This is a genomic window from Paraburkholderia sp. C35, assembly GCF_003121405.1.
GTDB lineage: Bacteria > Pseudomonadota > Gammaproteobacteria > Burkholderiales > Burkholderiaceae > Paraburkholderia.
Window position 1 is genome coordinate 14,650 of the sequence record NZ_QBUY01000028.1, and the last position, 11,990, is coordinate 26,639.

An 11,990-nucleotide genomic window follows, 5' to 3' on the forward strand; every position below is an offset into this window, starting at 1 on the left:
CAGGCGCGCTGGCCCGCGTGGTGATTAGATGCCCGGTCGATCCGCCAAGACTGTCCGGGTTGCTACGGTATGCGGTGCCAGCGCCTAATCTGCTGCGTCCTCCTTCGCCACCTTCAGGATGGTGTTCGGCGCTACGCCGTACTGCTTCGCAAGCGCTCTAGCGCTCGTGTCGCCACCCGCGAGCGCGGCCCGAATCTCTGCCTTCTGATCGCCCGTCAAGGCATCTGGCCTGCCGCCTACCCGTCCCTCGGCACGTGCCCGTGCCAGTCCCGCATGCGTCCGCTCAATCAACAGATCGCGTTCGAACTGCGCGACAGCAGCGAGCACAGTCATGTGCAACTTTCCCGCCGCGCTGGTCAGGTCCACACCCTCCAGCGCGAGACAATGCAGGCGCACACCCATTGCCGCCAGTCTCTCGACCGTCGCGAGCACGTCGCTCGTATTGCGCCCCAGTCGGTCGAGCTTCGTCACAATCAGCGTGTCGCCTTCATCCAGCTTGTGCTCTACCAGTGCCTTGAACTTCGGGCGCTCCATCGCCGCGACGCTGCCGCTGATGGTTTCCTCAACCGTGCGCTTGGCGTCCACCGTGAAGCCCTTGGCCTTCGCCTCGTGAAGCTGGTTGGTCGTGGTCTGCTCGCCCGTCGATACGCGGGCGTATAGGAAGGTGCGGCTCATGTTCGCGTCCTGTTCAACAAAGGTGTTCATATATTGCGCGTGTGCAACAACCCTGTCAACATAGTTTTTGCACACCATGATCGCAGGTGTTGCGCGTGTGCATCATTCGGTCGTTTATTGAACGGATCGGCTGGCGCTTACCTGTTACTCGTGCGGTGCCAGCGCCAGACGCGGAGCCGCTTGCTACACAGGCGCACCATGCGACCGGGCACCATGTAGCCCTCGGACGGCAGCGAGATGCGCAGGCGCACGCATACGGGGGGTGTGCGAGATGCGTGGGCGGCGTAAGTGCCTGCGAATAGGTGCAGCGAAATTGGGTTCGATGCAATCTCTCTACAACACAAGTGCGGGTTGCAGAGCGTGATGCGGACGCGCAACGGAAGGTATGTTCGCGAATCGTTTGCGTATTGAAAGTAGTCTGGCACATGCATTATTCTTTCGTGCCGCATGCACAAAGCATTGTGGCACCTATCAAAGCAAATAATGGAAGACCTTCAATGAAACGGGGAACGTTGCTGGTGGGGACCGCTATCGCTTTAGTGCTGGCAGGTTGTGCGCATCCAATGGTTTGGAATAAGTACGGTGCTACTCAGACGGACTATCAACAAGACTCGTATGTCTGCGAGAAGGATGCGCGACAAAGCGGATACTTCGGAACAGGGATCGCAGGCGCGATCAACATGCGGGACTTTTTCAAGCACTGCATGGTCGCGCATGGCTGGACGCTTCAGAGTTGAGGTCAGTCGGCATGGTCCCTGATCGGGGTAGCCATGCCGACCGCGCTGAGTTAGCACCGCTGCGAGTTTATAGTCGTTGAATACAACAGGTCGGGAGCGCAGGATGGATTGGGTTAGACCACTTTACAGTCGTGAACAGGTTAATGCGGCAGGCAGGGAGTTGGTGCGATGGGACGCGCTCGGGGAAGTGTCGCTGGACGACGTGGAGCAGTGGACAGACGCGATGGGCATAGTCAATAACTGGCGGGCTTCGCATCACTTCCCACTAAACACCTTCCAAGTTACTCTCCGCGATAGGGCGCGACGTATTGATCCACGTGCCGTAGTGACTCAGCGCCTCAAGCGCGTCCCATCGGTCACCAAAAAGTTGCAGCGATTTAAGTCAATGAGCCTTGCACGAATGCAAGACATCGGCGGTTGTCGGGCCATCGTTGGGACGCCGGCACAAGTTCTTGCGCTTCGGGACGTCTATCTAAACAGCAGCGCACGACACATCCAGACGAACATTAAGGATTACATCGACAGTCCGCAGGACACAGGCTATCGTGGGATTCATCTCGTCTACCGTTACACAAGTGATCGGGCAACGACATACAACAACCATCTGATCGAGGTACAACTGCGATCAAAGCTTCAGCACGCTTGGGCTACTGGCGTGGAGACGGTTGGGATGATGCTTGGTCAGGCGTTGAAGTCGAATGAGGGTGAGCAGGACGTGCTGGCGTTTTTCAAACTTGCAAGCTGGGCTTTCGCTTATCGCGAAGGAACGCCCGTGCCGGAAGGAACAGCGCCTCAAGAGGAGTTGCTTGAACAGCTATGCGATATGGAAGACCGCCTTCACGTGTTACGCCGGCTTGATCACTATCGGCACGCCATAGCGTACGTTGATGAAGGTGCGCTCGCAGAGGCCCGTTACTACTACTATTTGATGGTGTTTTCGCCAGACAAGAATCAAATCCAGATCACGGGGTATGCGAAAGACGCGTTCGATAGGGCGACCTCCGATTATGCGGAGCAAGAGAAACGGCTGAAATCAGAAAAGCTTGACGCTGTCCTAGTGGCCGCTGAGTCGATGGCGACGCTCCGCACCGCGTATCCCAACTACTTTGGCGATACGGAACACTTCATCAAGCAGATGCGGAAAGTGCTCGCCCGGCAATAACATGCTCGGTGGAGCTTCCCTACCGCAAACAGGTCCAGCAAGATAAGTCAGAGTATCATTCCGCATCTTAGTGCCGCGATAACACAAATGAGACGCGTCGAAAAGGTCCAACAACACGAGCTACGCTTTTGCCGGGTTTATAAAGAAGAGCTTCAAGAGGTTATCGACCTGATGACCGTCAATGGCGAGAAGCCTACGCTCGAAAGCGGTGATTACGAATTTGACTCCGTCGAAGAGCTATTTAGCTACCTAGGTGAGGACGGCAACGACAAGATCGACATCAGTAGACGGCAACCTGCGATAGATCTGACGAGCAGTGGCTACAAATCGGCCACGATCCGTTGCCTCGGTTCAGATGATGTCAGCCTTGCGCTGTTTCAACGCGTCGTCAACGCCCTGCGCCACTGCGAACGTCGAACTCCGCTGCGTGCGCAACCTTGGTCAGTTGGGGTGACAACGGCGCTTACATTTGTAGGGATATACAACGCGCAGCACCATCTGGGAAGCTGGATTGCTGCCCCTTATGTTGGCCTAGCCGTTATCTCGGCTGGCTTGACAGTGTGGTTGTTCAAGGTGCAAGGGCGCCGGGACACGCTTTTCTTTGGCGTGAGTCGAAGCGCTCAAAAGTCCTTCTGGCAGCGTAAACGCGACGACATCCTTGTCGCGGTCATTTCTGCGTTTCTTGGTGGCATTTTGGGCGTGATCGGCACTCTTTTGACGCAAGCTCTCAGCAAGTAACGAGTCTACTGTCGTACGATGGCCGAGGCAGACCCGTCGAACCGTCTCTGAGCGAAGAAGCACTGGTACGCGGCGAAGCCGTGCTTCACTGAATCGCACATTAGCTTAGGTATACGTGAAAGATCGGAAGGACGCTCAGAGCTTCGTTGATGCGCTGATGGCTACGAAGGCTGTTTCGCCATTAGGCTAGCAGACCGCTTCCGAATGGTTTCAGTTCCCTAGCTTACGCCATCGGTCTTAAGCAAATTCGACTTAAACGTTGTTTGCTATGATTCCGCACACACCTTTTCGCGTTTGGAATTTACTCGGATGAGCGACACTCCACAATCACCAAGTACGCCGATTTCCGCGAGTTCGTCAGCGCCACTCGCGGCCATACCGCCAATGCCGGTTCGCCTCCGCACCTCTGGCAAGGACATCATAGCCTCCGGAACCGCTATTACCTTCCACAACGACAACCTAGAAGTACACATCGCTCAATTCGTCTTCATCTTCAACTTCATCAATGAGGGTACGGAGCAAAAGATCAACTTCCGGAGTGAAGGCCCAACAAGGCTCGTGATCGAATTGTTCAACTTTAATAGCTCACTAGGTACAGGCTCATCGTCACCCGTTAAACTAGGTACGCTGGTCAACCGCGAACTCTTTCTTACCTTCGTGGTTACGTCCTTTTCCCCAAGTGCCAGCAAAGTTGTTCATTACACGTTCATGCTCGGAGAGCCTGCATGATCGAAGGAAACATTGCGCCGCCTGTGGCAGACGAAACGGCAAATCGCCACGTCAAGGCAGATAAACTTGAACCGGTCGCCGGAGAACTAACAAAGCTGATCGGGTCAGGCGAGAATGCCCAGAACTCCATCGTTTATCGCACGGTCGGATGGAGCTTTTCGGCTGCAACATTCTTCAGCGTTTTAGCGTTCGGCTACGCCGCCTACAAGGGGACCGGCGACGCAGTGGAAACGGTGAAAACTGTATGGGCTGTTTTTATCCCGATCATTACTCTATCGCTCGGCTACGTATTTGGTCGAGCTTCGGGCTGACGGCTAGGCGAGCTGAAGACATTGTTAGCGGAACCGCGCAGCGTACCAATTCTGTACCAACGCGGGTCGATAATGCACCTTTCATCACCCGCAAGGCCCTGCTGTACAATGGCCAAACCGATTGCAGTCGCCTTGAAGCGGCGATGACAGGTTTGATACGACGGATATTTGCGCGGCATCGCGGACCAGGTGGCGCCGCTATAAATCACCCAGAGCACGCCGTTGAGCACGGAGCGGGTATTGGCAAGCGGACGGCCACGCAATTCGGAACGTGGACGCAGTTCCGGCAACAGCGGCGCGACGCGCTGCCATTCTTCGTCGGTAATATCGCGATAGGGGGTCATGGGATCTCCATTCATCAAAGGTAACTTCGACGATATAGAGTCCCTCCACTACCGAATATCAGACCAGTCCGAATCTTGAAAATGCACTGCTGGCCGCTGCCGTAAGGGTCGGAGCGCAATGCCCTATCCCAAACCAGCACGCGCACAAGCAGAAAGTTGTTCAGGTCAGCGATGTATCGACGATACGTCGCGGTGTATCCAGATATTCCTGCGACTGCATTTCGACGATACGCGACACCGTACGCGTGAACTCGTTGGCCATCGGCCCTTCCGTGTAGAGTTCCTCGGGCGGCACGGCGGCCGACATCAGCAGCTTGACCTTGTGATCGTAGAACACGTCGATCAACCACGTGAAACGCCGCGCTTCGGACTGCATACGAGGCGTCATCTGCGGGATGCCGGAAAGAATCACCGCGTGGAAGCGGCTCGCCAGTTCGAGATAATCGTTCTGCGAGCGCGGGCCGCCGCATAGCGTCGCGAAGTCGAACCAGACTACACCGTCGGCGCGGCGCAGCGCCTTCAGTTCGCGCTTCTCGATACGCAGCAGCGGGCTTTCGTCGGGCACGGCGGCGAGCCTGCCGAATGCGTCGCGCAACGCCTTGTCCGAAGCCGCGCCGAGCGGTGTGTGATACACCTCGACCTGCGACAGCGTACGGCGACGATAATCGATACCCGCATCGACGTTGATCACGTCGAGCTTGCTCTTGATCAGTTCGATGGCGGGCAGCAGACGGTCGCGATGCAAACCATCGGGATACAGCAGATCGGGATCGTAGTTGGACGTCATCACGAACTGCACGCCGTTTGAAAACAGCCGGTCGAGCAAGCGATACAGAATCATCGCGTCCGCGATATCGGACACGTGAAATTCGTCGAAACAGATCAGCCGGTAACGTTTCGCGATGCGCCGCGCGAGTTCGTCGAGCGGATCGGCCTGCCCTTTCAGTTCTTCGAGTTCGCGATGCACTTCCCGCATGAACTCGTGGAAATGCAGACGCGTCTTACGCACCAGCGGCACGACTGCGTAAAAGCTGTCCATCAGGAAGCTCTTTCCGCGCCCCACGCCGCCCCACATATAGACGCCCTTAGGCAGATCCGGATGCATGATCAGCTTCATAAAGGCGTTCGGACGACGCGCCTTGTACGCAGCCCATTCTTCATAGCACCGCTGCAGACGATCGACGGCCGCGCGTTGCGCCGGATCGGATTGATATCCCCGTGTCTGCAGTTCCTGTTCGTAGTATTCGGTGACGTTAATTTCGTGAGGCAGCAATGAAGAAGGCGGGAGGGATTCAACCCACCCGCCTTCGTCGTGTTTCGCGTTCAGCCCGAATCAGATTCGGGCAGATGCGTCTTACATGTTCAGCGCGCGCTTGTCGACGGCGAGCGCCGCTTCACGCATCACTTCAGACAGCGACGGGTGCGGATGGCAGATACGGCCGAGGTCTTCCGACGCAGCCTTGAACTCCATCGCGACAACCGCTTCGGCGATCAGATCCGACGCATTCGCCGAGATGATGTGCACGCCGAGCAGTTCGTCCGTCTTCGCGTCGGCGATCATCTTGACGAAACCGTCCGCCTTGTTGATGCCGAGCGCGCGACCGTTGGCCATGAACGGGAACTGGCCCGTCTTGACTTCGCGGCCTTCCGCCTTGAGTTGCTGTTCCGTCTTGCCGACCCACGCGATTTCCGGTTCCGTGTAGATCACCCACGGCACGCAGTTGTAATCGATGTGCGGCTTCTGGCCGTCGATCACTTCCGCGACCAGCACGCCTTCGTCTTCCGCCTTGTGCGCGAGCATCGGGCCACGCACCACGTCGCCGATTGCGTACACGTTCGGCACCGACGTCGCGCAGTGGTCGTCGACGTCGATGAAACCGCGCTCGTTCGCCTTCAGGCCGATGGCTTCGAGGCCGAGGTTATCCGTGTTCGGCACGCGGCCGATCGACACGATCAGGCGGTCGGCGTCGAGCGTCTGCGCGTTGCCGTCCTTGTCCGTGTACGAGATCGACACGCTGTTGTCGGTCGTCTTGACTTCGCCGACCTTCACGCCGACGTGAATGTCGAGGCCCTGCTTCTTGAACTGCTTGGCGGCTTCCTTCGCGAGCGCCTGGTCAGCGGCACCGAGGAATTCGGGCAGCGCTTCCAGCACCGTCACTTCGGCACCCAGACGGCGCCACACCGAGCCGAGTTCCAGGCCGATCACGCCGGCGCCGATCACGGCGAGCTTCTTCGGCACTTCGGTGAACGACAGCGCGCCTTCGTTGTCCGCAACGATCTTGTTGTCGACAGGAACGTTCGGCAGGTGACGTGCCTTCGAGCCCGTCGCGATGATCACGTTCTTCGCCGGGACCACTTCCGTTTCGCCTTCGCCCGAGACTTCGATCTGCACGCCGGCGTCCGTCTTGCCCGTGAACTTGCCGTGGCCCTTGAGCCACGTGATCTTGTTCTTGCGGAACAGGAACACGATGCCCTTCGTCATTTTCTCGACGATGCCTTCCTTGCGGGCCAGCATCTTCGCGATATCGACCTGCACGTTTTCCACGCTGATGCCGTGGTCTGCGAGGTGATGTTGCGCGTTCTCGAACTCTTCCGACGATGCGAGCAGCGCCTTCGAAGGAATGCAACCGACGTTCAGGCAGGTGCCGCCGAGCTTCAGCGCGCCGGCCGGGTTCTTCCACTTTTCGATACAGGCAACCGTCTTGCCGAGCTGCGCAGCGCGAATGGCCGCGATATAGCCGCCGGGACCGGCACCGATCACGACGACGTCAAATTCTTTGGACATGACTATCCTTTTTGGCTAGCCGACGCGGCCGCGCTTCGCGGCGCACGTGGCTTCAGATACTGCGGAAATGCGAGAAACACCCGATGCATATATCGCGACCGCGGCTTGAACTTTCAAGCCGCCGTGCGGGATGCATTACAGGTCGAGCAGCAGACGGGCCGGATCTTCCAGCGCGTCCTTCATCGCGACCAGCGACAGCACCGCTTCGCGGCCGTCGATGATACGGTGGTCGTACGACAGCGCCAGATAGTTCATCGGGCGGATCACGATCTGGCCGTTTTCGACCACAGCGCGTTCCTTCGTGGCGTGCACGCCGAGAATGGCCGACTGCGGCGGGTTGATGATCGGCGTCGACAGCATCGAGCCGAACACACCACCGTTCGAGATCGAGAACGTACCGCCCGTCATGTCTTCGATCGACAGCTTGCCGTCCTTCGCCTTCTGGCCGAATTCAGCAATCTTCTTTTCGATGTCCGCAAGGCTCATCTGGTCGGCGTTGCGCAGGATCGGCACCACCAGACCGCGCGGCGAGCCGACAGCGATACCGATGTCGAAGTAGCCGTGATAGACGATGTCGTTACCGTCGATCGACGCGTTCACCAGCGGGAACTTCTTCAGCGCGTGCACAGCCGCCTTGACGAAGAACGACATGAAGCCGAGCTTCACGCCATGTTCCTTCTCGAACCGGTCCTTGTACTTGTTGCGCAGATCCATGACCGGCGCCATGTTCACTTCGTTGAACGTCGTGAGGATGGCGTTGGTTTGCTGCGACTCGAGCAGACGCTCGGCGATACGCGCACGCAGACGCGACATCGGCACGCGTTGTTCCGGACGGTCCTTCAGCCATTGATCAGCCGATGCCGGTGCGCTCACTTGCGGCAGCGACGGCTTGGCAGCCTTCGGTGCAGCCGCAGGCGCGGCAGCCGGAGCCTTGGCAGCCGGTGCGCCAGCAGCAACTGCGTCCTGCTTCGTCACGCGGCCATCGCGGCCCGTGCCGGCGACGTCGCCAGCAGCGACGCCCTTTTCTGCCAGAATCTTCGTTGCAGCGGGCGAAGCAACGGTGCTTGCACCTGCCACAGCGGCGGCTTGCGCCGGCGCGGCTGCGGCTGCCGGCTCAGCTTGCGGAGCGGGCTTGACTTCGGCTTCGACAGCCGCTGCACCCGGCTTGCCTTCCGTGTCGATCTTGGCGATCACTTCGTCGGCGACGACGATGTCACCGTCGTTCTTGATGACTTGCGCGAGCACGCCAGCCGACGGTGCCGGCACTTCGAGCACGACCTTGTCGGTTTCGATTTCGATCAGGATTTCGTCTTGAGCGACAGCCTCACCGGGCTTCTTCTTCCACTGCAGCATGGTCGCTTCCGAAACCGACTCGGACAGCTGGGGGACCTTGACTTCTACAATAGCCATTTGATTTCTCTGAATACGTATCGGATGACAACGAACCTTGTGCGAGCCGCGTCCGATATTTGCGCGTTGAAACGCGCTTACATGGGATGGTTCAGACGCGGGGCGGGAAAGCGCTCAGCGCTTTCCCGGTTCGCTCTCTGTGGTTATTTAACGATGGACGCGCCTTTCAGACGGCCAAACGCGCCTTCGATCAGCGCCTTCTGCTGCTCGTAGTGCTTCGCGTAGTAGCCGACAGCGGGCGATGCCGAAGCCGGACGGCCGCTGTATGCCAGCTTCTGTCCTTCCTTCATGCCTTCGCGCAGGTGATGTTCGATGTAGAACCACGGGCCCTGATTCTGCGGCTCGTCCTGCACCCACACCCCTTCGGTTGCGTTGTCGTACTTCTTCAGTTCGGCTTCGAACTGCTTGTGCGCGAACGGATAGAGCTGTTCGATACGCACGATCGCGACGTCCTGCGCCTTCGCTTCGCGGCGATGCGCGACGATGTCGTAATACACGCGGCCCGAGCAGACGATCACGCGCTTGACCTTCTTCGCGTCGATCGCATCGTCCACTTCGCCGATGACCGGCTGGAACGAGCCCTTCGCGAGTTCCGACAGATCCGACACGGCTTCCTTGTGACGCAGCAGCGACTTCGGCGTGAAGACGACGAGCGGCTTGCGGAACAGGCGGATCATCTGGCGGCGCAGCAGGTGGAAAATCTGCGCCGGCGTGGTCGGCTGAACGACCTGCATGTTGTGGTCAGCACACAGCTGCAGGAAGCGCTCGATACGTGCCGACGAGTGCTCCGGACCTTGACCTTCGTAGCCGTGCGGCAGCAGCATCGTCAGGCCCGACACGCGGCCCCACTTCACTTCGCCCGACGAGATGAACTGGTCGATCACGACCTGCGCGCCGTTCACGAAGTCGCCGAACTGCGCTTCCCACGCGACGAACGTGTTCGGCTCTGCCGTCGAGTAACCGTATTCGAAACCGAGCACGGCTTCTTCCGACAGCACCGAGTCGATCACCGTGAACTTCGCCTGACCTTCAGCGATGTTCTGCAGCGGCACGTACGTGCCGTCGTTCCAGCGTTCGCGGTTCTGATCGTGCAGCACAGCGTGACGGTGCGTGAACGTGCCACGGCCCGAGTCCTGACCCGTCAGACGCACGGCGTAGCCCGAAGCCACCAGCGATGCGAATGCCAGGTGCTCGCCCATGCCCCAGTCGAGCGGCGCTTCGCCACGGCCCATTGCACGGCGGTCGTTGATCACGCGCTCGACGAGCGGGTGAACCTTGAAGCCTTCGGGAACCGTCGTGACGCGCTCGGCCAGACGCTTGAGTTCGGCGAGCGGCACTGCCGTGTCAGCCGAATCCGTCCACTTGCGGTTCAGGAACGGAACCCAGTCGACTGCGTACTTGCTCTTGTAGTTCGACAGAACCGGGTCGACCGTGTGGTGACCTTCGTCCATCGCCTTGCGGAACGCCTTGATGAATTCGTCGCCTTCTTCGGCCGTGATGACGCCTTGCTGCACCAGCTTTTCAGCGTACAGCGCGCGCGTGCCCGGGTGCTTGGCGATCGTCTTGTACATCAGCGGCTGCGTGACAGCCGGCGTGTCCTGCTCGTTGTGACCCAGCTTGCGGAAGCAGATGATGTCGATCACGACATCCTTGTGGAACTGCATGCGGAAGTCGATGGCCATTTGCGTAGCCAGCACGACCGCTTCCGGATCGTCACCATTCACGTGCAGCACAGGCGCTTCGATCATCTTCACCACGTCCGAGCAGTACAGCGTCGAGCGCGCATCGCGCGGGTCCGACGTCGTGAAGCCGATCTGGTTGTTGATGACGATGTGCAGCGTGCCGTGCGTGCCGTAACCACGCGTTTGCGCGAGGTTCAGCGTTTCCATCACGACGCCCTGGCCTGCGAAGGCGGCATCGCCGTGGATCTGCACCGGCAGCACTTGCAAGCCGTTCTCGTCGCCGCGACGGTCCATACGGGCCTTCGCCGAACCTTCGACCACCGGGTTGACGATTTCGAGGTGCGACGGGTTGAACGCGAGCGACAGGTGAACCGGGCCGCCTTCCGTCGCGACATCCGACGAGAAGCCCTTGTGATACTTGACGTCGCCTGCGGGCAGATCGTCGACGTGCTTGCCTTCGAATTCGGCGAACAGGTCAGCGGGCATCTTGCCCAGCGTGTTGACCAGCACGTTCAGACGGCCGCGGTGCGCCATGCCGATGACGATTTCCTGCACGCCGCTCTTGCCTGCGTGGTGCACGACTTCGTCCATCGACGCGATAAAGCTTTCGCCGCCTTCCAGCGAGAAACGCTTCTGACCGACGTACTTGGTGTGCAGGAAGCGCTCGAGGCCTTCTGCTGCCGTCAGACGGTTCAGGATGTGCTTCTTCTTGTCGTTCGAGAAGTTCGGCGTCGAACGGATCGATTCGAGTTTCTCTTTCCACCAGCGCTTCTGTTCCGGATCGCTGAGGTACATGTACTCGGCGCCGATGGTGCCGCAGTACGTGTCGCGCAACGCCTTGACGATATCCCGCAGCGAAGCCTGTTCGAAACCGAAGTACAGGTTGTTCGTGTTGAACGTCTGGTCCATGTCGGCTTCGGTGAAGTCGTAGAACGCAGGTTCAAGTTCGGGGATAGCGGGACGTTCGCGGCGCTTCAGGGGATCGAGGTTGGCCCATTGCGAGCCGAGGAAGCGATATGCGCCGATGAGGGACTGCACATAAACCTGCTTGCGCGCGGTGGTGAGATCTTCACCGCCTGCGCCCGAACGCGGCAGGAAGGCATTGGCCTTTGCGCGTTGAGCAAACGATTCGACGATCGGGCCGTGAGCCACGTCGTTGGCAGCGGTGCCATCCGATGCAGGGACGTTCTGCAGTGCGTCGAAATAGTTGCGCCAGGTCTCGGGCACTGACGCCGGATTGTCGAGATATGCTTCGTACAACTCTTCTACGTACGGAGCATTGCCGCCGAACAGATACGAGTTCGACTGGAATTGCTTCATCATTTTACGCTCACCTTTCTTCGAGCTTCTCGAGAAATAGCGGGTTACTGAACCTTCCGCGACACGGCCTGACCGTTTAGCGGATTGCGATAATCAA

General features: G+C 58.9%; 11 protein-coding genes. 5 read left to right on the top strand and 6 right to left on the bottom strand.

All coding sequences use genetic code 11. From position 1 onward, the window contains the following. Positions 1-84: 84 nt before the first annotated feature. Entirely contained in the window at positions 85-675 is a 591-nt protein-coding gene (locus DK391_RS18635; protein WP_109479502.1) for a recombinase family protein, read from the bottom strand. A gap of 425 nt (positions 676-1,100) precedes the next feature. On the opposite strand from DK391_RS18635, the gene DK391_RS18640 reads away from it, so the two are divergent. The 5 genes from DK391_RS18640 (at position 1,101) to DK391_RS18660 (ending at position 4,352) form a co-directional block, all read left to right on the top strand. Next, entirely contained in the window at positions 1,101-1,412 is a 312-nt protein-coding gene (locus tag DK391_RS18640) for a hypothetical protein (RefSeq protein WP_162600852.1), read from the top strand. Between the two features lie 103 nt (positions 1,413-1,515). Further along, entirely contained in the window at positions 1,516-2,574 is a 1,059-nt protein-coding gene (locus tag DK391_RS18645) for a RelA/SpoT domain-containing protein (RefSeq protein ID WP_109479450.1), read from the top strand. Between the two features lie 87 nt (positions 2,575-2,661). Continuing rightward, on the top strand, positions 2,662-3,312 hold the full coding sequence (locus DK391_RS18650) for a hypothetical protein (RefSeq protein ID WP_109479451.1): 651 nt from the start codon (positions 2,662-2,664) through the stop codon (positions 3,310-3,312). Positions 3,313-3,621: 309 nt separating this feature from the next. Further along, positions 3,622-4,041, top strand: a complete 420-nt coding sequence (locus DK391_RS18655) for a DUF6864 domain-containing function (protein ID WP_162600853.1) — start codon at positions 3,622-3,624, stop codon at positions 4,039-4,041. Beyond that, positions 4,038-4,352, top strand: a complete 315-nt coding sequence (locus DK391_RS18660) for a hypothetical protein (protein WP_109479453.1) — start codon at positions 4,038-4,040, stop codon at positions 4,350-4,352. The genes DK391_RS18655 and DK391_RS18660 overlap by 4 nt, the downstream gene beginning before the upstream one ends. On the opposite strand, the gene DK391_RS18665 is transcribed toward DK391_RS18660, so the two are convergent. The 5 genes from DK391_RS18665 to DK391_RS18685 form a co-directional block, all read right to left on the bottom strand. Next, positions 4,325-4,696 carry a transposase gene (locus DK391_RS18665; RefSeq protein WP_162600854.1) on the bottom strand — a complete coding sequence of 124 codons (372 nt, stop codon included), beginning with the start codon at positions 4,694-4,696 and terminating at the stop codon, positions 4,325-4,327. The genes DK391_RS18660 and DK391_RS18665 overlap by 28 nt on opposite strands. Positions 4,697-4,856: 160 nt before the next feature. Then, positions 4,857-5,954: a cell division protein ZapE gene (gene zapE / locus DK391_RS18670; RefSeq protein ID WP_109479503.1), complete on the bottom strand. Its 1,098-nt coding sequence runs from the start codon at positions 5,952-5,954 to the stop codon at positions 4,857-4,859. Positions 5,955-6,050: 96 nt separating this feature from the next. Then, positions 6,051-7,481 (bottom strand): dihydrolipoyl dehydrogenase, encoded by a 1,431-nt coding sequence (gene lpdA, locus DK391_RS18675; RefSeq protein ID WP_109479455.1) that lies wholly within the window; start codon positions 7,479-7,481, stop codon positions 6,051-6,053. A gap of 135 nt (positions 7,482-7,616) precedes the next feature. Then, the gene (odhB, locus tag DK391_RS18680) at positions 7,617-8,891 is read right to left on the bottom strand and encodes a 2-oxoglutarate dehydrogenase complex dihydrolipoyllysine-residue succinyltransferase (protein ID WP_109479456.1); all 1,275 of its coding nucleotides are present in this window, start codon (positions 8,889-8,891) and stop codon (positions 7,617-7,619) included. 143 nt (positions 8,892-9,034) lie between these two features. Beyond that, positions 9,035-11,896: a 2-oxoglutarate dehydrogenase E1 component gene (locus DK391_RS18685; protein ID WP_109479457.1), complete on the bottom strand. Its 2,862-nt coding sequence runs from the start codon at positions 11,894-11,896 to the stop codon at positions 9,035-9,037. Positions 11,897-11,990: the final 94 nt, after the last annotated feature.

Coding starts and splice junctions, on each gene's coding strand:
- DK391_RS18635 (WP_109479502.1), bottom strand. CDS start 675: ATGAGCCGCACCTTCCTATACGCCCGCGTATCGACGGGCGAGCAGACC.
- DK391_RS18640 (WP_162600852.1), top strand. CDS start 1,101: ATGCATTATTCTTTCGTGCCGCATGCACAAAGCATTGTGGCACCTATC.
- DK391_RS18645 (WP_109479450.1), top strand. CDS start 1,516: ATGGATTGGGTTAGACCACTTTACAGTCGTGAACAGGTTAATGCGGCA.
- DK391_RS18650 (WP_109479451.1), top strand. CDS start 2,662: ATGAGACGCGTCGAAAAGGTCCAACAACACGAGCTACGCTTTTGCCGG.
- DK391_RS18655 (WP_162600853.1), top strand. CDS start 3,622: ATGAGCGACACTCCACAATCACCAAGTACGCCGATTTCCGCGAGTTCG.
- DK391_RS18660 (WP_109479453.1), top strand. CDS start 4,038: ATGATCGAAGGAAACATTGCGCCGCCTGTGGCAGACGAAACGGCAAAT.
- DK391_RS18665 (WP_162600854.1), bottom strand. CDS start 4,696: ATGACCCCCTATCGCGATATTACCGACGAAGAATGGCAGCGCGTCGCG.
- lpdA (WP_109479455.1), bottom strand. CDS start 7,481: ATGTCCAAAGAATTTGACGTCGTCGTGATCGGTGCCGGTCCCGGCGGC.
- odhB (WP_109479456.1), bottom strand. CDS start 8,891: ATGGCTATTGTAGAAGTCAAGGTCCCCCAGCTGTCCGAGTCGGTTTCG.
- DK391_RS18685 (WP_109479457.1), bottom strand. CDS start 11,896: ATGATGAAGCAATTCCAGTCGAACTCGTATCTGTTCGGCGGCAATGCT.